This window comes from Staphylococcus ureilyticus, from assembly GCF_025558845.1.
GTDB classification, from domain to species: Bacteria; Bacillota; Bacilli; order Staphylococcales; family Staphylococcaceae; genus Staphylococcus; species Staphylococcus ureilyticus.
Map to the genome: position 1 here is coordinate 1,894,199 of NZ_CP094825.1, position 23,238 is coordinate 1,917,436.

Genomic DNA, 23,238 nt, shown 5'->3' on the forward strand with positions numbered 1-23,238 from the left:
CCCCGACAAGATTTCTGATTAACAGAAACTTATCGGGGCTGATTTTATATATTCAAACATGTGCTCATATATATAAGTACGGACATACAAAATCTACAAAAAGCATGTCATCTCGTATGTCCGCATTTTATTTTACTTTCTTTTTCTCAAGATTTTTGACTTTAATGTAAATAATATTTCATATATTACTGGTACAACAATTAAAGTTAATAAGGTTGAAGAAACCAATCCACCTACTACAGTCGCTGCCATACCTTTTGAAATAATAATAGAACTGTCTTGACCAAATAACATTGGCAGCAACGCACCAATCGTTGCTAATGCTGTCATAAGTATTGGTCTGATACGCGTTCCTCCTGCTTCTAACAGTGCCGCTTGCATTGCCATACCTTGATGTTGTTTATTAATCACTCTATCAATTAACACAATTGCATTGGTTACAACAATACCAATTAGCATAAGCATACCAATCATGCTAGGTACAGATATTGTCTCGCCAGTCACCACTAATGCAACCACTACACCTATCACTGTATATGGCAATGAGAATAATATTGTGAAAGGTGCCAAGGCGCCTTTAAATGTTAACACAAGTACTAAATAAACTATAATAATTGCTGCTAACATCGCCATAGATAATTGTGTTACTGCATTTCCTATATCTTCATTTGCCCCTCCCATGTTGACGTCTACGTTATTCGGCTTATCTATTTTATTTAACTGTGACAAGACTTTCTGTGAAGTCCCGCCAACATCATCATTTGTCACTTTTCCGGAAACTTTTGACGTATAGTCTCCTGCTTTAGTTTCTATTTTGTTTGGCGTCGTTGTTTTTTCTAATTTTGTGATATCACTTAATTCAATAGATTGACCAGTAGCTGTTTGTATTTTAGTATTTTTAAGTTTTTCTTCTGTCCAATCCGTTTCTTTATCTTCTTTAATTTTCACATCTATCGATTTACCATTTTCCTTTACGGTTGTGACACTTTGCTCAGGTGTATTCTGATTTAATGTCATGGCTAATTGTGATGCAGACAAACCATAATTGGAAGCTTTATTTTGATCGACTTTGATATTATATTGTTCGTATGTTTGAGATAAATCAGACTTAACATTAGCAATGCCATGAATATGTTTCATTTCTTTTTCGACTTTATTGACAGTTCCTTTGATAGCATCAACAGATGGACCAGTAACAGTGATTGCTAATTCATTATTTGTACCACCTGTACCCATATCCTGATTTGCCCAATCTCCAGGATGATAATATTTGTTGATATGTTTTAATACTTTATCTGGTTCTTCATCAAAGTTAGGTGTATCACTCTCATATTCAACCATGATAGCCATACTATTTGAACTACCTGTAGGATCCGTTGGCGTTGCTCCACCTACAGAGTACTGAACTGTTTTCACCTTTTCTTTAGTGTTCAAGTATTTTTGTACTTGTTCGGCATGTTCTAATACACCTTGCTCTGTCTCACCTGGTTCAGGAGTGTAAGTTAATGCCATGAATTTATCTTCTCCAGTTGAGATAAAACTAGTCCCTAGTTTAGCGGCCCCTAAACCGATACTAGCGATTAAAATGATTGTACTTAAAATCATTACAATCCATTTGTGCGCTAATGACCAGCGGAGTATGCGTTTATATCCTCTTCCTACCAGACCTAATGTTTCTTCTCTCTGTTGTTTGACACCTTTTTTGAAGAAAGTAGCACTTAAAGAAGGTACGATGGTAATCGAAACAAGTAAAGAAGCTAGTAAACTAAATGCAATCGCTAATGCAAATGGCCTAAACATCTCACCTACTGAACCATTGACAAACGCCAATGGGAGAAAAACTATAATAGTAACGATTGTCGACGACATTATCGGTTTAAATACTTCACTCGTCGCACTAATAATGAGGCTGTTACCAGTTAGTGTTTCTTTTTTATCTGATAAACGTCTATAAATATTTTCAACTACAACAATTGAATCATCGATCACTCGACCTATCGCAACTGTTAACGCACCAAGTGTCAATATATTTAACGACACATCTGTTAATTTCAATGCAACCATTGCAATTAATATAGACATCGGTATCGAAACGACTGAAATTGCTGTTGTTCTAATATTTCTTAAAAATAATAATATAACAATTATGGCAACAATCGTACCGAGTGCTGCTTTTTCAATCATTGTATACAGCGAGTCTTCTATTGGTTTCGCAGTATCCATAACTTTAGTAGCTTTGATATCTTTATTGTCTTTGGTAAATTCATCAATTTCTTTTTTCGTATCTTTTGCTACTTTAACAGTATTGGCATCTTGTGCTTTCGTCACTTGTACATTGACTGCATCTTTGCCATTTGTTTTAGAAATAGATTGTCGTTCATCACCAACTGAAATATTGGCAATGTCTTTGAGTTTAACAGAAGGCATGCTATTTTCGCCGTCTTGATCATCTGAGGTAGGCATTGCTGCTTCCATGTTACCCCCTTGTGATGAACTTTGGTCACTCGTACTTTGACTTGCATTTTCATCGTTGTTACCTTGAGTGCTCATACTTGAAGCTGATAATGGAATCTCAAGGTTTTCCAATGCATCTATTGAAGTAAATTGGCCATCAACCACTACTGACTTTTCAGTTTTACCGAACTGGAATAAACCTAACGGGGTTTCACTTGTGGCACCCTTTAAGAATTGTTCCACACTATCTACAGTCAATCCTCTGTCTTGTAATTTTTCTTGATCAAATTTAATTGAAACTTCTCTAGATGTTTGTCCATTCAATTGTGCATTTTGTACACCATCGATTGTTTGAAGTTTAGGTAGTAACTGATTGTTAACTTTTTTTGTTGTATCTTTTAAATTATTATCCTTTGTGGTAAAAGAATAAGCCACAATTGGAAAAGCATTCATTGAATTCCTTGTTAAGTCGGGGTCTTCCACACCATCATCAAACTTAATTTTATCAAGTTCTTTTTTTAAATCGTTTTCTGCCTTATCCATATCTGTGCCATTTTCATATTCAACAGAAACCATAGAAGCATTTTGAATAGATTGTGCATTAACATTTTTCACACTTGCCATTGGCCTTATTTGGTCATCAATTTTATCACTAATTTCTTCCTTCACCGTTTCTGGTGTAGCACCAGACATGGTTGTTTGTACTGTAATCACTGGCGGCTCAACATCAGGTAATAATTCAAGTTTCATTTTTGCACTTGAATACACACCACCTAAAATGACCAGCAATACCATAAGAAAAATTGCAAACTTATTTCCAAGTGAAAACTGTAATAGTTTTTTAATCATATCTTTTCTCCTCTCAACTAGCATTTTAATGCGATACTTCATTTAATTTCATTACGCTTAATTATATATGTATTTTCTAAATTCATAAAAAATGCACGTTATAAAGTTTAAGTTGCATATTAAAACTTTATAACGTGTCTACTTTTTTACAAAATCACAAACAAAACTACTAACGTTTTAATTTACGTGAAAGTTTTATTTTAGCTTTAGTCAATTTAGGTTTAACATTTTCAATAACTTGATATAATGGTTTGTTTAACACATAATCAAATTCACCTATTTTTTCACTTAAATAAGTTCCCCATACTTTCTTAAATGCCCACAATCCATAATGGTCTGATTCCTTATCGGGATCATTATCTGTGCCACCAAAATCATATGTTTTAGCACCATGTGCTCGAGCGTATTGCATCATTGCAAATTGCATGTGATGATTTGGCAAGAAGTCTCGATAATCATTTGATGACGCGCCATACAGATAATAAGATTTATTTCCAGCAAACACAAGCAATGCACCTGATAAATATAATCCTTCTGGGTGCTTAGCTTCTAAAGCTTCCATCTCATTGATAAGTTCTTGCGTTTTTTTCATTTTATTGTCAGCATCGTTTATTTTATTTAATGTCTTTTTATCTTGTTTTTTCTCAGCTAGCTTTTCTTTTTCCTTTTCTAACTGCGCTAAATCTTGGCGTAAATCCTTAAGCACGGGTTTAGGCTCTAATTTCACTAAGAATAATTCTGCATCTCCATCGGGATGTAAAGCATCATATATATTTTGGAAATAGCTAATATCTCTCGTTAAAAAGCCATCTCTTTCACCCGTAATTTGCATTAATTCGGCAAATGTTTTCAAACCTTCTCTATCAGAACGTTCTACTTTCGTACCACGTTTTAATGCCAATCTAACTTTTGAACGATTACGTCTTTCAAAACTTTGAATTAAAGCGTCATCGTTCTTATCAATCGGTGTTATCATTGTCATTCTTGGTTGGATATAATCTTTCGAAAGTCCTTCTTTAAACCCTTTATGTCTAAAACCTAATGCTCTTAAATGTGTAAGTGCATCAGCACCATTATCTACTTCAACATCAGGGTCGATTTTTATTGCATAAGCTTTTTCTTCTTTTGCTATCTGAATTGCGTATTCTAGTAATGTTTCTAATGCGAGTTTATTACTATAATCTGTTACAAAACCTCTTGAAATATAGCATAGCGTATAAGGCAATTTAGGAACCTTTTTAAATAATAACTGGGCCACTCCTAAAATCTCACCATCTTCACCTACTGCGATACGCTTTGAGTACCAGCCAGTCAATCGCTTTGTTTCTGCCCATTTTGTTAATTGTAATAGATCACCTTGCGGATGCGCTTTAACAAATGCATCATGAGCTTGATTTGTTATATTCATCTTTTCCATAAAAACTGATATCTCCTTTTACCATTACATACTTTGTTATTATACATTGCTTCACACATTCTTTCACATCATTTCCTATTATTTGCTATAATATGATACGAAATGAGGTGTTCTAGTGCGTATCATTATATTGTCATTACTCTTTTTAATCAATTTAATTTTTGTAATCCAAACATTTAGTACAACGTTTAATGTTTCATATCTAAGTTTAAGAATCATTCTCGCTGTTTTTACATTTGTAGCAACAGTGTATTTACTACTTTTATCTAATAAAAATAAATGGGGAACTTACTTAACTATTTTAACACTAATCACTTCTGTGATACACATCGTCGTTATTGCACATAGTATGTATGTTTACATTTACTAATCCGCTTCAACTTTGTACTTAAGCCCTCTAATGATTAAAGTGTACGGTGAAGTTGTATTATCGTCTTTCAAAGTAACCGCTTTATAACCTGAATACTCACCATCGTATATACGATATACAATATCATCGTTTTTCAACTTTAATGTTGTGAACGTTTCTGTATCATTCACGACTTCCATCCCAAACCACTGTTGCCATTTTTCAATCGTATGTGTTCTTTCTGTACTATTAATTTCAATCCCCTTGATACTAAAGGCGTTTTGCCGTAATGATGTTAGCTTTTCTTCTCTTGTTTCAATATTTTCATTCCATTGAATAAAAAATGGTGGTTTAACTCTATAATCTGGATCAGCTATATATAACAAGCGCCATGTAGTCTTTTCTCCTTTAGTATTTTCCCTTTCCATTTCTACAGGACCTATAACATCTATATTTTGTGCTTCAAGTTTTTCTTTTAGTTTAGTAATATCTTGCGTTTGAAATGCTATTGTTTTCAGTCCTTGTTTATACTGATCTTGAACGATTTTTGAAGGAAATGAGACTCGCCCTTCTTCACTTTTGACAATTTTTTGCAATTTTTCTGGTTTATAAATATCAAGTAATTCAATGTAAGCATTATTTAAGTACGCTAAACGATTATATGTGCCTAATTGATCATGCTTACCACCTTGATATAGTGTAAATAAATGGCCTGGGAATTTGAAATTATCTAATTGTTGTACATAATGAACGATATGATCTAATTTTAAATCTTGCATACCTTGATCCCCCTATTTTTTCTTTATATTTATTCTAACAAATTGTTTAAGCGTTTACTTCCGATAACCTATGATTACGATTCAATTTACTTTTGTGAAATCATATTTATATAGTGATTAAAAATCATATTTTAAAAAATAGCTATTGATTTCCTTGGCATAATAGACTAAAATATAACTTGTTTAAAAATTAAGTTAGCTTTGCTAACTATTTTCGGAGGTGTGCATTCATGCAAAATAAATTTGTCTTTGATAATATCATTGCAATTTATAGACCATATACAAAACTATTCCAACCCATCTTTGAATCATTTGATCTCTATCCTGCACAATGGCTCGTTTTAAAAGATATCTCCTATAATGCCCCAACCACTTTAGTACAAATTTCAAAACGACGCTCTATTGAAAAACCGACCACAAGAAAAATATTAAAAGTGCTTTCTGAAAAATCTTTATTAACTGTAGAAACAGGTACCGATAAACGAGAAAAATGGCTTTCACTTTCTCAAAAAGGAGAAAATCTTTATAAAAGCATTAGTACTCGCGTAGATAAAGTGCAAGATGAAATCATTAAAAATACAGGTTTGTCAGATTCAGAACTGGAGCATATCACACAATCAATACAACTTATTCACGCGAAAATTTTAGAGAAAGAGGAGTTTTAACATGAATCAATCAGCATCGATGAAGACACCAATTTGGACAAAGAATTTTAATATTAATTTCATAACTAATTTTTTAGTCTACTTATGCATGTATTTACTTATCGTTATCATAGCAAGTTATACAAAATCTGAATATCATGCCTCAGACAGTATGGCAGGACTTGTATCCGGATTATTTATTATCGGTTCTTTAATCGGACGATTTATCACTGGAAAGTACGTTAATAAAATAGGTCCTAAACGGATTTTAATCATTGGTTTAATCTTATTAATCATCACCCAATTGTTCTATTTTATAGAAGGTGCCTTAGCTATTTTAATGTTCACGAGATTAGTTAATGGTATTGCTACTGGGGTTACTACAACAGCGACAGGAACAATTGCTGCATATGCAACGCCTCAGGAGAGAAAAAGTGAAGGTATTAGCTTATTCTCTTTAAGCTTAGTTATCGGCGCTGCAATCGGTCCATTTTTTGGCCTTTTACTTATTAATACATTCCCAATTCAATTGTTATTTTTACTTTGTTTAATGTGCGGTATCATTAGTTTTATCATTTCATTTTTCATTAAGCTAAATATCGATACAACGCGTGATATCATAAAACCTAAAACTACTGAAAGTAAAAAATTTAATATTAATAACTACATCGCCAAAGAAGCATTACCTGTGGCAATCATTATGCTCCTTGCCGGGTTATCTTATTCGTCTATTCTGACATTTTTACAATTTTTTGCACAAGAAATTAATTTAGTCACAATATCTAGTTATTTCTTTATTTTTTATGCTATTGCATCACTCATTACAAGACCAATCGCTGGTAGAATGATGGATCTCAAAAATGAAAACGTCATCGCTTATCCTGCTTTCATCTTTTTAATACTTACCTTTTTAACGTTAAGTATTACAAATAATAGTTGGTTATTAATTCTTGCGGGATTACTCCTTGGTGCTGGTTACGGAAATATTTCTTCTTGTATGCAAGCAATTGCAATCAAAGTTTCTCCACCGGCAAAATATGGAATAGCTACCTCAACTTACTTCATTGGTTTAGACTTAGGACTAGGCTTTGGTCCATATATATTAGGATTTGTAACCTCTGCAGTTTCATTCGCTCAATTATACGCTATTATGGGTGTACTGGTTTTAATTACTGGAGTTATTTATTACTTTGTTCATGGTAGAAAAGTAAAACACATGAACATCTAATCTTTTCATTAAACAATAAACTATATATCCCGAAAAAGATTGGTTTTAGCTGTCAACAAAAGTATTGTTGGCAGTTTTTTTACATACTTTATGGATGAAGCGTCAATTCGTCTACATTTTACAATATTTAAAATTGAAATTTGTTTATTTATATTATAATTATTACTGAATTAGGTTTATTCTATATTTCAAATACATAAAAAAAACCAAATGCTATTTTAGCACTTGGCTTATTTCAAATTTATATTGTTGTTATTGATCATCATCTGATTGTAACCTTAATGATTAAGCAACTTTTATGTTTTCGATTTCTGTTATAATATCATCTATTACTTTTAACTGATCATCTGTGTAATAATAGAACACTTGTCTTTCATCTGTTTCTGATCGAACTTTTGAAATCAATTCTTTTTTGTAAATCTTTCTTATAATAACATCTATTTTACTAGTGTCCCATAACATTTCAAAATGTAAGGTATCTCTTAATTCTTTTCCGCTAATTTTATTAGCTTCATAAACCTTAAACAGAACTACAAACTCTTCGATAGATAAACGGTGAGCTAACTTCAACCAATGTTTCAACTGACTTAAAGCCCTCTCAGACGTAATATAAAATGATGCTTTACTTTCCATAAATTTGGCCTCCTCATGATTTACTTTCATTGTTAGTATTGGCTTTATATAATGAATAAGCTTTTAAAATATTATATAACACTTTCTTCATTAAATCTATTATTTTAAAAGAAACAGATAAATAAATTTTACTATTGTAAAGTTTTTATATAGCTACAATTGATTATGGTAATCTTTTTCTATTGTTCATTATCTTTAATCGTTAAAAAATTACTTATGTATAATACATTTTCATATAAAAATATCTTTCCTCATTTTTGAAATCATTTCACATAAGATATGAGTTCAAATTATAAAAAAAAGAGTAGGAGATAATTCTATTGAAATTTGAATTATCTCCTACTCTTAATATATTTTAGAATAACTTCATAAATGAATATAATTTTCGTATTATTAGTTATTTGAACTTCTTAAAAATATAATAGCTATGAATGTTGTGATAAAAGTGCAATCTCCATAAACGATTGTATTTGATAAGTCAGCCACCAATATAGTTCATATTGATTTTTTTACGTTTTCTATTAGCTACTGTTTGTGCAGTACGTTCATCTGAATATCTATCATCTCTAATATTCCATAAAGCTTTAAATTGTTCAAACAGAGCTTCATCTGACACGCCTGATCGCATAAATGACTTTACATTAAATCCATCTACCGTACTAAATAGACAACCATAAAACTTACCATCTGATGATAATCTTGCACGTGTACATGTTGAACAGAATGATTCAGATACACTTGTGATAAGACCAAACTTAGCACCATTATCTTTATGTCGATAATATTTAGCTACTTCACCAAAATATTTAGGTTTTACAGGTTCTATATCAAATGATGACTCAATCATTTTTAACATTTCATCTTTTGTTACTACTTTACTGAAGTCCCAACCATTATCATTGCCTACATCCATAAATTCAATAAAGCGTATTTCAATATCTTTATCTTTGAAATATTGAATCATAGGTAAAATTTGATCATCGTTCACACCTTTTTGAACAACTACATTTACTTTGACATGAAAACCAATTGAGACCGCATAATCTATTTGCTGTAAAATTGTGGAAGCTTTGATATTCCGATTGTTTATAGCTTGGAACACTTTATCATCAATCGCATCTAAACTTACATTAATACGTCTTAAACCAGCATCATATAATCTTTGACCATGTTTTTTTAATAATAAACCGTTGGTAGTTAAACCAATATCCTCTATACCATCAAGTTGATTCAACTCGTATATTAATTTATATAAATCTCTTCGGAGTAGAGGCTCTCCACCGGTAATACGTATTTTTTTGACTCCTAATCGCGTATAAACTTTAGCAATACGGACCATTTCATCAAAAGTAAGTAATTCATCTTTGGGTAGGAAAACAAAGTCATCACCAAATATTTCTTTTGGCATACAATAGTCACAACGAAAATTGCAACGATCTGTAACTGACAATCTTAAATCTCGAATTGGACGCCCAAGTTTATCAGTTATTTGCTCTACCATTTGATCAGCCCCCTATCTATTCTTAATGTCGTGATGTAAATCTATTAAGTCTTGTTGATAGTTAATATTTTTGTACCAATAATCAGATGAACCAATTTCGTGCACATCTAACCAATCACTTTTGACTTTTGAATAGACATTCTTAAGGCTGTAATCACCTGATTCCAATGCTGCCTCTATAAAAGAAAGCGTATGTGGACTATAAAAAGCCATCGTTGGAATGGGCATGCCATCTTCTTGGAAACCGGCGATATCTAGTTGATCTTCTATTAAATGTTCAACCATAAATTGATACAATTTACTTATTGCTTTTTGTGTAATCATCGGTGTATCTACAGAAATCACAAAGAAAAGCGTTTCGTCAGTATGTTGTTTCATGACAGAGTAAATTCCAGCCAGCGGGCCTTTACCTTTGTTTTTAGCATGATCGATAACAATATTATCATAATCAAATTCATGTGCTAATATTTCATTTGTGCTAATAATTATTTCATTAAACATATTTGTAGCTTCTAAAACTTCAATGATACGTTTATAAAACATTTGTGAATGAATCTTTGCAAATGCTTTTGGTTTTCCAAATCTTTCTGATTGTCCACCAGCAAGTATGATTGCTTTCATATTTCCATTACCCTCCACTAACTGGTGGTATCAACGCTACTGTATCATTAGGCTTTACGATATCATCACCTTTGACAAATTCTTCATTAATCGCAATTTGAAACTTTTTGCTATTAATACTAGGATAACGCTCAAACAAATCTGATACAAATTCATCGACGGTAATATCATAACTTAAGTCAATATCTTCTGAACTTTTATCCAAAACTTCTTTTATTTCCGCAAAGTATAAAACTTTCATAACTTTTTCCCTCCAACTGCATCCTCATGGTTACCATGTTGATGACCTTGCCATTCAGCACCATCTTCCCAAATTTCTTTTTTCCAAATGGGCACTACCTCTTTAATACGCTCAATTGCATATTCATTAGCACGATAAGCATCTTTTCTATGTGGCGATGATACACTTATCAATACCGCTATATCAGAAATAGCTAACGGTCCAATTCTATGGACAATGGCCGTTTTTGTCCCTGGCCATTTGTTTGAAATCTCATCACCTATTTGTGCCAACTTTTTCTCTGCCATAGGTATATACGCTTCATACTCTAAATACTCTGTTTTAACTCCTTTTGTCCACTCACGAACATGACCAGTGAAAACAACAACAGCACCTTGATGTTCATTGAGCACATATTGGCGATATTGTTCGGTTTCTATTGGCTTATTTGTAATTTCAAATTGTTTCATTTAATCCATTCCCTTTTCGTTAACGAAAGATAATAACCATTGCTCAAATTTTTGAAATGCTAATGGTTGCCCAATATTAATATAATACTGAATATTTGTTAATTTATTTAACTGTTGGTAATCAGCATCATCACGATATATAAGCACTTTATCATAATTTGCCTCTTTAAAACCTTCAACTAAAATGATGTCACTGTCTATTGTAACAGATTTATCAATGATTTCATCCAACCTTTGTTTTTCAGTTCGTGTAACTGTTTGTTGTAGATGATGTCCTTGAACAATACTTTGATCTGCACCTGCATTAAAATGTTTCATGTGATCAACAGTATTTGCCTGCAGTTCAATATCTGACAAGTTTAAGTCATGTTGACCGTGGTGTTTAACCGTTGCTACACAAAAGCCATGTGATTTTAAAAATTTCACTGCGTGCGTCATCAAAGTGGTTTTTCCCGAGTTTTTATAACCTACGATTTGTAATATCATAGCGTCGTATCCATTTCATATGCTTGTGATTCAGTTAAAATGACATCAACTGTGTGGCCTTTTTGATATCCTCTTGTACCACTAGGTAACACAATCATTGCATTACTATGCGCAATCGCTACTACTGCACCGGACTTATTAAATCCTGATGGCACAACCGTCATCTCTTTACCATTAAAAGTCACTGTTGCTCGAATAAATCTAGTAAATGGATTTGGCTTTTTAAAATCTTCCATGAGTGTGGCCTGCACAATTTGTGGATATATCGCTTTAGCGCCCATCATATGCTGTATTGCAGGTTTGACATAGAGTTCAAACCCGGTGAAACAAGCAGAGGGGTTACCTGATAATCCAAATAAATATTTGTTATTTGCAACAGCTACCGTAGTGACACTTCCGGGACGCATGGCGATTTTATTAAACAAGACTTTAGCGTTGACCGCTTCATAAATTTGAGGTAAATAATCGAAATCGCCTACTGACACACCTCCAGTTGTAATGACAATATCATGCTCAATCATTGCTTCACGCATCACTTGAATACTACTATTTAAATCATCTTGTTGAATTTTATATGCATTGACATCTAACTGATATTTTTTTGCTAATGCAGTTATCATAGGACCATTTGAATTACGAATTTTTCCCGGTTCTAAATCTTCGCTAACATCCAACAATTCACTTCCTGTTGCAATCACAGCCACGCTAGGTTTTTCAAAAACTGGAACTTCTGTATAGCCATATGTTGCCAAAACAGCGATTGCACCTGGATTAACACATTGTCCTTTTTCTAATACAATATCGTCAACTTTGGTTTCTTCACCCTTTAACGAAACATTCTCATTTTCGCTAAAAGTTTTTCTTATTGTAAAATCATGTTCACCTTCGACAGTTTGTTCAAGCATAACTACAGCATCGGCGCCTTCAGGTATTTGTGCACCTGTCATAATTCTTACAGCTTCAAATGCTTCAACTTTTTTAGTTGAAACTGACCCCGCTCCAATGTGGTCAATGACTTTAAATTTAACGCGATTGTCACCGCTCGCCCCTTTTGTATCAATACTTCTTAATGCAAACCCATCATATGGTGATTTATCAAACCTTGGTATCTCATGAGTTGCTACAATGTCTTCAGCTAAAATATAGTTTAAACTTTCTGCTAAAGGTAAAGTGATTCTATTTGTAAAAATATTTTGCTTTACCACACGTTGAATTGCTTCACTCACCGGAATCGGATTTCTTTTCTCTACAGGCATCGTAAATCTACTCCTTATAATTAATAATTTCATGATATACTAGAACACGATTAGGAGGGATACTTTGACTGAATTCACCCATATAAACAAACAAGGAAATGCGAAAATGGTAGACGTCTCTGACAAAAACACAACAAAACGCTCAGCTACTGCGCATTCTAGTATTACGGTAAATCCAGCGATTTATAAACAAATCGTTGATCATACTAACCAAAAAGGGAATGTGCTTAATACTGCTCAAATTGCTGGTATTATGGCTGCAAAAAACACATCTGATATTATACCAATGTGTCATCCATTACCTTTAACTGGTATAGATATTACATTTGATTGGCAAGAAAAAACACAAGCATACACTTTAAATATACAAGCAACGGTCTCTACAACTGGAAAAACTGGTGTGGAGATGGAAGCACTCACTGCCGCTTCAGCTGTAGCACTTACGGTTTATGATATGACAAAAGCGTTAGATAAAGGTATGGTCATTGGAGAAACTTATCTACTCTCTAAAACAGGCGGTAAATCTGGTGATTATCAAAGATAGTTGTCTTAAATATTAATATGTAAGAAATAGAGTCCAACAAACTTACAACGTTGGGCTCTAATTTATTTTGTAATCTCTTGCACTAAATGATTCAATTCTGGTTTAATGAGCTTATTTAATGCTAATTTAACTGCACCAGTAGAGCCTGGTATACTGAAAATCAATTTATTATTTACCGTGCCAGCAATTGCTCGAGATAACAACGCACGAGTCCCAACATCTTCTGTATAACTTAGATATCTAAATAATTCTCCAAATCCTTCAATTTCCTTCGTAATCAAACTGGAAACAGCTTCTATCGTTACATCTCTTTGTGCTATACCAGTACCTCCTGTGGTGATAATGACATCAATATCCTCTGCTAGCCAATGCTTTAATTGCTCAGTAATTACAGTTTGTTCATCTTTAACAATTTTATAATGTGATTCTGTAATCATAACGTTTAATGCTGAAAGTAACTCTTTAACTAATTTACCACCTTTATCGGTTTCATAATCTCTTGTATCAGAAACAGTTAATACTGCACATCTAATATTTCTATCAAGCTTTACATTTGTATGCATATTAAACCTCCTTAGCCGAATAATTGGTTGATCAACGTTATCGCCTGTTGTGGGCGAGTCATCCCATGAATTAATAATCTCCCGCCTTTAAAGCTAACAATTCTATGTTTTTTGTATTCAAAATGTAACATGTAAGGATTACGTTGATATGGTATTTCTTGTTGTTGTAAAAATGTTTCTAACATTTCTTGGGAAATTTCTGGGTTTTCATATTGAACAGTATCTCTGCCACATAAACTTGCAAATTGTCTTTGTGTTGTATTGAGATAAGGATATGTCGGTTGTGTACCACAAGTTGTACAAGCACTATCATGCAATTTACTAAAGCCAAATGTAAAGTGTGTACCTTCCCAAATATCACCGTAAGTAACTTTAGTCGCTATTGTTGCGCCAGTTAATATTTTTAATGCATCTCTTAATTGTAAACTGGTCGTCATAGTGACTGCTGGCTGAATAACACCTACTGTATCACAGGTCATATTAATTGTAGGTAACTGTGGAATTAAACAGTTAAAACACGGTGTTTGTTTAGGTATAAATGTTGCTTCCACATAAGTACTCTGTACGACGCCACCGTAAATCCATGGTATGATATTTTTATAAGCAAAATCATTAATCAATTGTCTTGTTTCAAAATTATCTGTAGCATCTAGTATAAGTTCAACATCTTGCGCATATGTTTCTAAGAATAATCGATCAACATGTGCAATGTGTATGTGCAAGTTCAGATTTTGACGTATTGCCATTAGATTTCGTTCTGCTGCGACTACTTTAGGTAACTTATCTACTGCATCCATTTCTGTATACATCGTCTGGCGCTGCAAGTTACTAAATTCAATATAATCTCTATCGACAATCGTCAACTCACCTACACCAGCTCTCACAAGTCCTTCAGCAAGGTGTGTTCCTAAAGCACCCATACCTATAATTAGCACATGTGCATTCATAATTTTCTCTTGCCCAGATGTGCCTATATGCTTAAATAGCATTTGCCTTGAATAACGTTCTTCATTCACTATGAAATCCCTCACTTTGCGTCATTATTTTCATTATAAATCTTGGCGTTCTCTGTAACAACGGTTTGAATTCATTAATCAAAAATCATGTACACCACTTTTATTCATATTACCTAAAAGACAAAATAAAAGAGTAGGTACAAAATCAAAACTAGATATTGATTTCATAGTCCTACTCTTTATCGCAAAACAGTTTCAAAAGATATAATGATACATTTATGGTGATTACTGATACTTTGATTTTTGGTATTAAAATCACTAATCATTATTTAAATTTGAATTTTCAATCCATCAAATGCAATGGTTGATTTTAAACCATCTTCTTCTAATCGCTCTTCTAATTGTTTAATTTGTGCCTTCGTTAAACTTTCAGTAGCTTCAATATGAGTAAAATATGTATGCTTAGCATTAATAGTTTTAGCAATAGTCACACATTCATCAAATGTAACCTCTCCTAAAGCATTTAACATACCTTCTGGATGAATTCGTTCATTAGTTATAGGATTAACTTCATTGCTACCAAAAGGTAAAATAGCAACATCAACATTTTTCAACTTATCCGTTGGTCGAAAGCCTTTAATTTCATCCGGAATAATAAGTATACGTTGGGTATTTGTAGTTAAATAAAAACCAAACGCGAATTGCTCTGCTAATTGAATCCACTCTACCGTTGTGTCTTCAAAACTAATTTCTGCATCATTGTCAACAATTACTAGGTTAATTACGCCTAATGCTTCTAAATATTGAACATATTCCCAACGCGCAAAATATGCTTTAAAATCTTCCACTTCTTGAGTTGTAATATAAACCATTGACGTTTTGGACTTAGGTACTTTGTGAATAAAATCAAAATTGAGTGTTTCCCATATCCTCATCCCCATCGTGTGATCTGGATGCCAATGAGAATAAATGCCATATTTTATATCATAAATTTTTGATTGTCTTAGTTGTTGAAATATATCTTCTGAAGTGTCGATTAGTAATTGTAAATCATGAATGAAGATACCAGGCCCTGTTCGTTTTTGTGCATCTTTATGCTGTGAAACTGATTGATAAAGTGTTGGTACACCCCCAGAAGTTCCTAAACATTGGATTATCATTGAATCACCCCCTACTTATTTATAAATGTGATCATAATTCTTACGCAACCTCTCATAAATTATAGTTGCATATCATCCGATATTAATAATTTCATGTGCCAGTACTTCTGCTTCATATTGAGAATGAGTAACAAAAATAATAGGTATATTCCATAATTTAAAGATTCGTTTTACTAACAAAATACTTTCTGCTTTTGTTGTATCATCTAAACTAGAAAACGGCTCATCTAGTAACATCAAGTCTGGTTTAGTACTTAATGTTCTAGCTAATGCAACACGTTGGGATTCACCACCAGATAAGCGTATTGGAAATTTATCTTTTAAGTGAACAATGTTTAATTGATTCATCAAATTGTCTATATGCTGTGAATACTGTGTCATAAAAGTGATGTTTTGAAATACAGTCATATTTGGAAATAATTGATAATCTTGAAATAAATAACCGATATTGCGTTTTTGAATTTTTACATCAATATTTGAAGTAGTATCTGTCAATATATGGTCGTTAATCTGTATAAACGCTTGATCTGGTTGCTGTAGACCAGCAAGCATATTTAAAATTGTTGTTTTACCTATGCCTGAAGGTCCTTTAATGGCATAAATTTTAGGTGTAGTATCATCTATTTTTACATGTAATTGTGTACTATTTAAAAGATGATTCAAAGATATATTAAGCATTAACGAACCTCCCGATAACCATCTTTATTCAATAGATTGATTGTACCAATTACAGTGATAGCAAATGCAACTAATACAATCACCCATAACCATGCTTGATTCTCTTTTCCCTGCTCTACTAAAAAATATATTTCTAAAGGTAACGTGTTAGTTTTATTAGGAATATAACCTGCTACCATTAACGTAGCACCAAATTCTCCAATTGCCCGTGCAAAACTCATCATTACACCAGCAAGTATTGAGCGCTTAGATAACGGTAAAACTAATTTCATAAAAATTTTATTTTCACTTGCACCCATCGTTCTTGCAGTATTCAACATTTTAGGATCTATACTCCTAAATCCTTGTACAGTATGCTGATACATTAGCGGAAAGCTGACAATGATGGAGGCTATTATGGCACCAGTTAAAGTAAATACAACTGGCAAATGTAATACATCGCTAAAAAATCTTCCAACCACACTATGTGGTGAAAATACAATCAGTAAAATAAACCCCATCACTGTCGGTGGTAACACAATTGGTAAGACAATGAAACTTTCTAAAAGTCTCGTTATAAAGCCACGACGCTTATACAACCATCTTGATATAAAAACACCTAGTATCGTAACGATAATCGTACTGATAATTGCAACCCTTAATGATATCCAAAACGGCGTGACATCTGGCATTTCTGCTACCCCCTATACTTTAAATTTATATTTTTTTAAAATTTCTTGCGCTTCATCTGTTTTTAAAAATTCAATCCACGCTGTTGCTAATTTTTTATCTGAAACTGTCGCTGACTTATATGTGATTGGCTGTTTTAATTTAGCGGTTTGAATTTCTTTTACGTTACTATCACCATTTTTTTGACTTTGATATAAATCTGTTTTATAAACATAACCTAATTGAGCATTGCCTTTTTCAACATAATTTAATACTTGTCGCACGTCTTTTGCAAAAACTAAATGTGGTTTAACATCATCATATAATTGATGATCTTTTAAGTATTGCTCAGCATATTTCCCTGCAGGCACAGATTTAGTCTCGCCTATAGCCAATTTTTCACCTTGTTTTAAATCAGACATATTCTTATATGTACTATTATCTTCACCTATAAGCACTAAGTCATTTTGTGCGTATTCATATTTATTTTGAGCTTGCTTACCTAAAGCATCTACATCTTTTGTATTTGCAGACATAAATACATCTACAGGTGCGCCTTTTTCTATTTGTTGTCTCAATGCGCCTGAGCCACCATAATTAAAGGTGATTTTAGCATTTTTATGTTTTTTGTTAAATGCTCGTTCTAAATCTTTAGTGACATCTGTTAAACTTGCTGCAGCTGAAATATGTATTTCTTTCTTATGATTATCCTGAGTGCTAGCATCTTTTTCACTCTGATTGTTATCGCTATTAGAGCATCCAGTTATTAATATACATGCCATAATCGTTGCAATCATTAAAAATTTCCAAGTGTTTTTCATTTGATTGTCTCCTTTTTCATATAATTATATGCCTATTTATTTCAAAAAAAAAGAGCGTATACAAAAGTAAAATGTACTTCGTATAGCTCAATTTTCAAAATATTTATTGTAACGATGCTATAAATGTTTTAAATGCACTTTGACCTTGTGATGTGTTTTTAAATACACCTGCGTCTTCAAGTACACGTTTGAATTTGAAACCAAGTTCTTTTTCAATAATTTCATTTACGTTTTTCTCATGAATATCATATCGTTGTGTCATGTCTTCTGCCCATGGTTGATGTATGCTTGGCACTTGTCGTTGTTCACCTAATAAAAATGCTTTAACCTGTTGTAATTCTTGTTTTAATCTACCAGGCAAAATGGCAGTCCCCATTACTTCTATTAATCCAATGTTTTCTTTCTTGATATGTTGAACGTCTTGATGGGGATGAAATATACCATATGGATATTGTTCCGATGTTTGATTGTCTCTTAAAACAATATCAAGTTCATATTGTTGTTCCCTATAACGGGCAATCGGCGTTACAGTATGATGACGCTCACCATTTTTACTGTATGCTCTTATATCTACAGTTTCATCTGAATAACTATTCCATGCTTTTCTAATAAATTCTGCCGCTGCCACCAAATCATTTTTATCTTCGCTTTTCAAACGAATAACACTCATAGGCCAATACAATGTAGAAGCCGTTACTGTTGAAAATTGTTTTAAGTTAAAATTGTTCATTTCCTTAGCATTATCCATCGGAAATGTGTGTCTACCCGATTGATAATGATTGTGTGTCAATATTGAACCGCCAACAAGCGGAATATCTGCATTTGAACCAATAAAATAATGCGGAAATTTATCTACAAAATCCAACAGTTGTACAAATGTTTGCTTATCTATCTTCATAGGAACATGTGATTGAGATAACACAATACTATGTTCTTTGAAATAGGCATATGGAGAATATTGAAATCCCCATTGTTCTTGTCCTAAGTTCAATCTGATGATACGGTGATTTGTTCTCGCTGCTTGTATTACAGACCCTTTAAAACCTTCATTTTCCATGCATAGTGCACATTTAGGATAATCTGTTGCAGCCGCTTCTTTCGCTTTGGCAATTTGTTTAGCATCTTTTTCTGGTTTGGATAAATTGATTGTTATTTCCATATCACCATACTCACTTGCTGTGTTGAAATTTATATTATGCGCAATTGCATCTTCTTTCACATAATGATTGCGTTTGGTTATGTTATAAAAATAGTCTGTCGCTTTCTTTGGACTCTGTTGATATAATTCATAAAACTTATGGTTCAGTACAGATGGTCGTGGTGTGATTAAATCTAAGATTTGTGCTTCAATGATTTCTTTGCTATATAAAGCGTCATCTATACATTTCGCATTGATTGCTTCTTGAATCCAATATTGCGTTATCTCAAGCGCTGTAGTCTCAGAATTAAATTTGGAAGATGTTGTGTCCTCTATGCCTGAAGCATTTAAAATACTCAGCAATCTATTTTGAATATAAATGGCATCTTCCACTTCATAATCTCCATGTGCTATAGCGTGAGATACAAATAGTTGGACAGCGTAGTGATTCAATAACATCCATTATACCTCCTGATACCCGCTAGGGTGCTTTTCATGCCATTGCCAAGCAGAACCAATAATATCGTGTATATCATCATGTTTAGGTTTCCATCCTAATACTTCCTGTGCTTTATTACTTGATGCAATTAATTTACTAGGATCTCCAGCTCTTCTTTCACCCACAACTGCGTTTATTGTATTACCTGTGACTTTTCTTGCTGCTTCTAAAATTTCAAACACTGAATAACCTTGGCTACTACCTAAGTTAAACGCACCTGATTCTCCACCATTTTTTAAATGTTGAAACGCTAAAATATGCGCATCTATTAAATCAACGACATGTAAATAATCTCGTATGCAAGAGCCATCTTCCGTATCATAATCATCACCAAAAACAGTTAGTTCATCTCTTTGCCCTAACGCTACTTGTAATACAATTGGGATTAAATGTGTTTCAGGTCTATGATCTTCCCCTATTATGCCGTTTTCTTTAGCGCCTGCAACATTAAAGTATCGGAGTGCAGCAAAATTCACACCATATGCTTCATGACACCAATGCATCATTTTTTCCATCATTAATTTACTTTCACCATAAGGACTTGTTGGTGTTTTAGAATCATTTTCTGTAATTGGTACAGAGTCAGGTTCACCATATACAGCTGCTGTTGATGAGAAAACAATATGCATGACATCATGGTCATACATCACTTCTAACAATACTTGTAGACCATTAACATTATTATTAAAATATGTTAATGGTTTCTCTACAGATTCACCAACTAATGAGTATGCGCAAAAATGAAATACACCTTCAATATTTTCACTATTAAATACATTTTCTAAAAATGCTTTATCACGAATATCACCTTCGTAAAATTTCGCTTTATTGTGTATTGCTGCTTTATGTCCAGTGCCTAAATTATCTACAACTACAACATCATAGCCTCTATGAATTAATTGGTCTACGGCATGGCTTCCAATATAACCTGCGCCACCTAATACTAATACGCTCATGGAAAAATCCTTTCTTTTTCAAATTTATTTTAAATTGTTTTTACACCATCACTAATGCCCACATGATAAAACGATGGCTCATAGCCGATTTTTTCTATATATTTATTTGAGACTTCATCTTCTAGTGCTTGAATTTGATTTTTGTGCACTAAAGCAATTGCACATCCTGCAAAGCCAGCACCAGTCATTCTTGCACCGAGTACGCCTTCCACTTGTTGCGCAGTTTCCGCCAATGTATCAAGCTCAATACCTGTTACTTCATAATCATCTTTTAATGAGGCGTGCGAATCATTTAATAAATGGCCAAATTTTTCAAAATCATTAACAGATAATGCTTGATAAGCAAGTTTCGTACGTTCATTCTCTGAAACAGCGTGTTTTGCTCTTTTGCGTTTCACATCATCTTTAATAAGCATTTGATGTTTTTCAAATTGTTCCATTGTTAATTCACCTAAAGACTCAATATTTAATTTTTGTTGTAATGATGACAGTGCAGATTCACATTCACTTCTACGCTCATTATATTTACTTTCAGTTAATGAGCGACGTTTATTGGTATTCATGATGGATATGACATAGTCTCCAAACTTAGCAGGTACATATTCATAATCTAACGTTGCAGTATCTAGTAATATGGCATGTTCTGCTTTCCCCATACCTATAATGAATTGATCCATAATCCCTGAGTTGACACCCATAAATTGGTTTTCAGTACGTTGCCCTATCTTAATAAGTTCTAATCTCTCTAAATTCAAGTTAAATAACTGCTTTACCAACCAACCGGTTAATAATTCGATTGATGCAGAAGATGAAAGGCTAGCGCCGTTTGGAATATTACCTTCTACCAAAATATCAAAGCCTTGATTAATTTCTGAAAAAGCTTCTACTAAATATTTAATAACACCTTTCGGATAATTCGCCCAATCATGCTCTTTATGAAAATCTAAATGTTCTAAGTCGAAAGAAATCATACCAACCGTTTCAAAATTATTAGAATATAGGCGAACCAATTTATCTTCTCGTTTAACAGCTAAACCATACGTTCCTAATTCAATTGCTGCTGGAAACACATACCCCCCATTATAATCAGTATGTTCTCCTATTAAGTTAATTCTTCCTGGTGCAAATGCACTCACTTCAGGCTTTACGTCAAATAAACTTTCGAATTTCTCGCGCATAGCTTCTAACATAACATCCCGCTCCTTTAAAAATCGATATACACAATAATAAAAACCCTTAGTAAACTTAAATAAAGTTTACTTGTTTACTAAATGTTTTGTCAATACACTTCACTTATTAACTTTAAAAGTCATCCTTTCTTTCAGTTGTGCTTCTGCAATTACATGAATAGCAATTTTCCTTGTTTTATTTATTCTCTCTTCTGCCATTCTTACTGCTATTTTTCCGAAGTCGTCTATCGGTATATGTACGCTACTTATAGAAGGAACCGCATACTGAATCACTTCCAAATCGTTAAAACTTATCAATTTGATATCATCAGGTAAAGTGTATTTTTTTAGTTGTAGTTGTTGCAATATGCCTAAAGCGATCATATCGTTACCTGCGATAAAAACTTGAGGTAGATGCTGGTTTTGTAATACTTCGTTTACTGCATTTATACCATCTTCTTTATGCCAACCATTCATTAATACTTCACCTTTTCTTTGGTGCTTATTACACCAATCATTGAATGCGATATACCGTTTATCTTCAATATTTTGATTATTTAGTGTTGGCATGCCTGCAAGGTTTTTTATTGTATGAGTACCACCTACGTAAACAATATCGTTTAATTCTGAATGATCTATATCATCTAATAGTTGAGTCATTGCATCGTATAAATCCGAATATACTGCATCAACTGATTTAGGCGTGTTAGGGTTATTAATAACCACAATATTCTGATTGTAACTTTGCAATTCTAGAATAGCTTCTGCAGCAAAATTACCTACAACAATAATTGCGCCAGCTTTGGCTATTTTAGTAAAGTCAATCGCATCATGTTCTCCATCAATGCGAAGTGTTCTTTTTAATGATAGATTTAAACGTTTTACTTCTGCTTCAATAGCTAATCTAATCTCACGATAATACGGATCAGACATTTCTTTAGCTCTTGATGCATAAGTAATAATTTGTATGCTTTTATTTTTTCTTTCAGCTTTTTTATATTGAAAATTTTCTGCTATGTCGTATATTCTTTTTCTCGTTTCTTCCGAGACAGATAAGGTGGGATCATTATTTAATACGCGGGAAACCGTTCCTGGACTCACCCTTGCTTCTTTCGCAATATCTCTTATACTAGCCATTTGTCGAATCACCTCTCACTATTGTGTTTACTATAAGTTTACTTCTAAGTTTGGTATATATC

The 23,238-nt window shown here is 33.0% G+C and carries 24 protein-coding genes; 4 read left to right on the forward strand and 20 right to left on the reverse strand.

Translation table 11 applies throughout. The annotated features are described in order from the left end of the window. Nucleotides 1–132 precede the first annotated feature (132 nt). Both MUA21_RS09505 and MUA21_RS09510 read right to left on the reverse strand, forming a co-directional pair. Nucleotides 133–3,303, reverse strand: a complete 3,171-nt coding sequence (locus MUA21_RS09505) for an efflux RND transporter permease subunit (protein ID WP_262561134.1) — start codon at nucleotides 3,301–3,303, stop codon at nucleotides 133–135. A 169-nt stretch (nucleotides 3,304–3,472) separates the two neighbouring features. Continuing rightward, nucleotides 3,473–4,720, reverse strand: a complete 1,248-nt coding sequence (locus MUA21_RS09510) for a lipid II:glycine glycyltransferase FemX (RefSeq protein WP_262561135.1) — start codon at nucleotides 4,718–4,720, stop codon at nucleotides 3,473–3,475. Between the two features lie 115 nt (nucleotides 4,721–4,835). Here MUA21_RS09510 and MUA21_RS09515 point away from each other — a divergent pair, with 115 nt between their 5' ends. After that, nucleotides 4,836–5,090 carry a hypothetical protein gene (locus MUA21_RS09515; protein ID WP_073343811.1) on the forward strand — a complete coding sequence of 85 codons (255 nt, stop codon included), beginning with the start codon at nucleotides 4,836–4,838 and terminating at the stop codon, nucleotides 5,088–5,090. On the opposite strand, the gene MUA21_RS09520 is transcribed toward MUA21_RS09515, so the two are convergent. Further along, nucleotides 5,087–5,848 (reverse strand): VOC family protein, encoded by a 762-nt coding sequence (locus MUA21_RS09520; RefSeq protein ID WP_262561136.1) that lies wholly within the window; start codon nucleotides 5,846–5,848, stop codon nucleotides 5,087–5,089. The two genes, MUA21_RS09515 and MUA21_RS09520, sit on opposite strands and share 4 nt — an antisense overlap. Nucleotides 5,849–6,078: 230 nt before the next feature. Here MUA21_RS09520 and MUA21_RS09525 point away from each other — a divergent pair, with 230 nt between their 5' ends. Both MUA21_RS09525 and MUA21_RS09530 read left to right on the forward strand, forming a co-directional pair. Then, nucleotides 6,079–6,513, forward strand: coding sequence for a MarR family winged helix-turn-helix transcriptional regulator (locus MUA21_RS09525; protein ID WP_064209378.1), 435 nt, complete (start codon nucleotides 6,079–6,081; stop codon nucleotides 6,511–6,513). A 1-nt stretch (nucleotide 6,514) separates the two neighbouring features. Beyond that, nucleotides 6,515–7,720, forward strand: a complete 1,206-nt coding sequence (locus MUA21_RS09530) for an MFS transporter (protein WP_262561137.1) — start codon at nucleotides 6,515–6,517, stop codon at nucleotides 7,718–7,720. Between the two features lie 285 nt (nucleotides 7,721–8,005). Here MUA21_RS09530 and MUA21_RS09535 read toward each other — a convergent pair whose 3' ends face one another. The 7 genes from MUA21_RS09535 to MUA21_RS09565 all read right to left on the reverse strand — a co-directional run bounded on the left by MUA21_RS09535 (nucleotide 8,006) and on the right by MUA21_RS09565 (nucleotide 12,907). Then, a complete protein-coding gene (locus MUA21_RS09535; protein ID WP_107525440.1) occupies nucleotides 8,006–8,353 on the reverse strand; it encodes a SarA family transcriptional regulator in 348 nt (115 codons plus the stop codon). A gap of 478 nt (nucleotides 8,354–8,831) precedes the next feature. Continuing rightward, nucleotides 8,832–9,854 carry a GTP 3',8-cyclase MoaA gene (gene moaA, locus MUA21_RS09540; protein ID WP_070037653.1) on the reverse strand — a complete coding sequence of 341 codons (1,023 nt, stop codon included), beginning with the start codon at nucleotides 9,852–9,854 and terminating at the stop codon, nucleotides 8,832–8,834. Between the two features lie 12 nt (nucleotides 9,855–9,866). Continuing rightward, nucleotides 9,867–10,475 carry a molybdenum cofactor guanylyltransferase MobA gene (gene mobA / locus MUA21_RS09545; RefSeq protein ID WP_046208441.1) on the reverse strand — a complete coding sequence of 203 codons (609 nt, stop codon included), beginning with the start codon at nucleotides 10,473–10,475 and terminating at the stop codon, nucleotides 9,867–9,869. Nucleotides 10,476–10,482: 7 nt separating this feature from the next. Further along, nucleotides 10,483–10,716: a molybdopterin converting factor subunit 1 gene (gene moaD / locus MUA21_RS09550; RefSeq protein WP_046208442.1), complete on the reverse strand. Its 234-nt coding sequence runs from the start codon at nucleotides 10,714–10,716 to the stop codon at nucleotides 10,483–10,485. Further along, nucleotides 10,713–11,165, reverse strand: coding sequence for a molybdenum cofactor biosynthesis protein MoaE (locus MUA21_RS09555; RefSeq protein WP_064209375.1), 453 nt, complete (start codon nucleotides 11,163–11,165; stop codon nucleotides 10,713–10,715). The genes moaD and MUA21_RS09555 overlap by 4 nt, the downstream gene beginning before the upstream one ends. After that, on the reverse strand, nucleotides 11,166–11,651 hold the full coding sequence (gene mobB / locus MUA21_RS09560) for a molybdopterin-guanine dinucleotide biosynthesis protein B (RefSeq protein WP_064209374.1): 486 nt from the start codon (nucleotides 11,649–11,651) through the stop codon (nucleotides 11,166–11,168). After that, complete coding sequence (locus MUA21_RS09565) at nucleotides 11,648–12,907, reverse strand: molybdopterin molybdotransferase MoeA (RefSeq protein WP_262561139.1); 1,260 nt, start codon at nucleotides 12,905–12,907, stop codon at nucleotides 11,648–11,650. The genes mobB and MUA21_RS09565 overlap by 4 nt, the downstream gene beginning before the upstream one ends. 64 nt (nucleotides 12,908–12,971) lie before the next feature. Here MUA21_RS09565 and moaC point away from each other — a divergent pair, with 64 nt between their 5' ends. After that, nucleotides 12,972–13,451, forward strand: a complete 480-nt coding sequence (gene moaC / locus MUA21_RS09570; protein ID WP_046208446.1) for a cyclic pyranopterin monophosphate synthase MoaC — start codon at nucleotides 12,972–12,974, stop codon at nucleotides 13,449–13,451. A gap of 62 nt (nucleotides 13,452–13,513) precedes the next feature. Here moaC and MUA21_RS09575 read toward each other — a convergent pair whose 3' ends face one another. From MUA21_RS09575 to MUA21_RS09620, 10 genes are all read right to left on the reverse strand, one after another. Beyond that, complete coding sequence (locus MUA21_RS09575; RefSeq protein WP_262561140.1) at nucleotides 13,514–14,014, reverse strand: MogA/MoaB family molybdenum cofactor biosynthesis protein; 501 nt, start codon at nucleotides 14,012–14,014, stop codon at nucleotides 13,514–13,516. 11 nt (nucleotides 14,015–14,025) lie between these two features. Then, a complete protein-coding gene (locus MUA21_RS09580; protein ID WP_262561142.1) occupies nucleotides 14,026–15,030 on the reverse strand; it encodes a ThiF family adenylyltransferase in 1,005 nt (334 codons plus the stop codon). A 269-nt stretch (nucleotides 15,031–15,299) separates the two neighbouring features. Continuing rightward, nucleotides 15,300–16,130 carry an MBL fold metallo-hydrolase gene (locus MUA21_RS09585; protein ID WP_262561143.1) on the reverse strand — a complete coding sequence of 277 codons (831 nt, stop codon included), beginning with the start codon at nucleotides 16,128–16,130 and terminating at the stop codon, nucleotides 15,300–15,302. Nucleotides 16,131–16,202: 72 nt separating this feature from the next. Continuing rightward, a complete protein-coding gene (locus MUA21_RS09590; protein ID WP_073343833.1) occupies nucleotides 16,203–16,808 on the reverse strand; it encodes an ATP-binding cassette domain-containing protein in 606 nt (201 codons plus the stop codon). Continuing rightward, nucleotides 16,808–17,479, reverse strand: a complete 672-nt coding sequence (gene modB, locus MUA21_RS09595) for a molybdate ABC transporter permease subunit (protein WP_046208451.1) — start codon at nucleotides 17,477–17,479, stop codon at nucleotides 16,808–16,810. Before modB ends, MUA21_RS09590 begins: the two co-directional genes overlap by 1 nt. A 12-nt stretch (nucleotides 17,480–17,491) precedes the next feature. After that, nucleotides 17,492–18,277: a molybdate ABC transporter substrate-binding protein gene (modA, locus tag MUA21_RS09600; RefSeq protein ID WP_262561146.1), complete on the reverse strand. Its 786-nt coding sequence runs from the start codon at nucleotides 18,275–18,277 to the stop codon at nucleotides 17,492–17,494. A 103-nt stretch (nucleotides 18,278–18,380) separates the two neighbouring features. Continuing rightward, on the reverse strand, nucleotides 18,381–19,874 hold the full coding sequence (gene galT / locus MUA21_RS09605) for a UDP-glucose--hexose-1-phosphate uridylyltransferase (RefSeq protein ID WP_107525434.1): 1,494 nt from the start codon (nucleotides 19,872–19,874) through the stop codon (nucleotides 18,381–18,383). 3 nt (nucleotides 19,875–19,877) lie between these two features. Further along, nucleotides 19,878–20,870, reverse strand: a complete 993-nt coding sequence (galE, locus tag MUA21_RS09610; RefSeq protein ID WP_107525433.1) for a UDP-glucose 4-epimerase GalE — start codon at nucleotides 20,868–20,870, stop codon at nucleotides 19,878–19,880. A 29-nt stretch (nucleotides 20,871–20,899) separates the two neighbouring features. Next, complete coding sequence (locus tag MUA21_RS09615) at nucleotides 20,900–22,060, reverse strand: galactokinase (protein WP_064209368.1); 1,161 nt, start codon at nucleotides 22,058–22,060, stop codon at nucleotides 20,900–20,902. Between the two features lie 99 nt (nucleotides 22,061–22,159). Continuing rightward, nucleotides 22,160–23,176, reverse strand: coding sequence for a LacI family DNA-binding transcriptional regulator (locus MUA21_RS09620; protein ID WP_073343847.1), 1,017 nt, complete (start codon nucleotides 23,174–23,176; stop codon nucleotides 22,160–22,162). Nucleotides 23,177–23,238 lie beyond the last annotated feature (62 nt).

What these genes read in the sequence shown, in the direction of transcription:
- MUA21_RS09585 (WP_262561143.1), bottom strand. Translation starts at nt 16,130, where the DNA reads ATGATAATCCAATGTTTAGGAACTTCTGGGGGTGTACCAACACTTTAT.
- galT (WP_107525434.1), bottom strand. Translation starts at nt 19,874, where the DNA reads ATGTTATTGAATCACTACGCTGTCCAACTATTTGTATCTCACGCTATA.
- mobA (WP_046208441.1), bottom strand. Translation starts at nt 10,475, where the DNA reads ATGAAAGCAATCATACTTGCTGGTGGACAATCAGAAAGATTTGGAAAA.
- MUA21_RS09620 (WP_073343847.1), bottom strand. Translation starts at nt 23,176, where the DNA reads ATGGCTAGTATAAGAGATATTGCGAAAGAAGCAAGGGTGAGTCCAGGA.
- MUA21_RS09510 (WP_262561135.1), bottom strand. Translation starts at nt 4,720, where the DNA reads ATGGAAAAGATGAATATAACAAATCAAGCTCATGATGCATTTGTTAAA.
- MUA21_RS09590 (WP_073343833.1), bottom strand. Translation starts at nt 16,808, where the DNA reads ATGCTTAATATATCTTTGAATCATCTTTTAAATAGTACACAATTACAT.
- moaD (WP_046208442.1), bottom strand. Translation starts at nt 10,716, where the DNA reads ATGAAAGTTTTATACTTTGCGGAAATAAAAGAAGTTTTGGATAAAAGT.
- MUA21_RS09525 (WP_064209378.1), top strand. Translation starts at nt 6,079, where the DNA reads ATGCAAAATAAATTTGTCTTTGATAATATCATTGCAATTTATAGACCA.
- MUA21_RS09555 (WP_064209375.1), bottom strand. Translation starts at nt 11,165, where the DNA reads ATGAAACAATTTGAAATTACAAATAAGCCAATAGAAACCGAACAATAT.
- MUA21_RS09565 (WP_262561139.1), bottom strand. Translation starts at nt 12,907, where the DNA reads ATGCCTGTAGAGAAAAGAAATCCGATTCCGGTGAGTGAAGCAATTCAA.
- modB (WP_046208451.1), bottom strand. Translation starts at nt 17,479, where the DNA reads ATGCCAGATGTCACGCCGTTTTGGATATCATTAAGGGTTGCAATTATC.
- galE (WP_107525433.1), bottom strand. Translation starts at nt 20,870, where the DNA reads ATGAGCGTATTAGTATTAGGTGGCGCAGGTTATATTGGAAGCCATGCC.
- MUA21_RS09520 (WP_262561136.1), bottom strand. Translation starts at nt 5,848, where the DNA reads ATGCAAGATTTAAAATTAGATCATATCGTTCATTATGTACAACAATTA.
- MUA21_RS09575 (WP_262561140.1), bottom strand. Translation starts at nt 14,014, where the DNA reads ATGCATACAAATGTAAAGCTTGATAGAAATATTAGATGTGCAGTATTA.
- MUA21_RS09615 (WP_064209368.1), bottom strand. Translation starts at nt 22,060, where the DNA reads ATGTTAGAAGCTATGCGCGAGAAATTCGAAAGTTTATTTGACGTAAAG.
- MUA21_RS09535 (WP_107525440.1), bottom strand. Translation starts at nt 8,353, where the DNA reads ATGGAAAGTAAAGCATCATTTTATATTACGTCTGAGAGGGCTTTAAGT.
- modA (WP_262561146.1), bottom strand. Translation starts at nt 18,277, where the DNA reads ATGAAAAACACTTGGAAATTTTTAATGATTGCAACGATTATGGCATGT.
- mobB (WP_064209374.1), bottom strand. Translation starts at nt 11,651, where the DNA reads ATGATATTACAAATCGTAGGTTATAAAAACTCGGGAAAAACCACTTTG.
- moaA (WP_070037653.1), bottom strand. Translation starts at nt 9,854, where the DNA reads ATGGTAGAGCAAATAACTGATAAACTTGGGCGTCCAATTCGAGATTTA.
- MUA21_RS09505 (WP_262561134.1), bottom strand. Translation starts at nt 3,303, where the DNA reads ATGATTAAAAAACTATTACAGTTTTCACTTGGAAATAAGTTTGCAATT.
- MUA21_RS09530 (WP_262561137.1), top strand. Translation starts at nt 6,515, where the DNA reads ATGAATCAATCAGCATCGATGAAGACACCAATTTGGACAAAGAATTTT.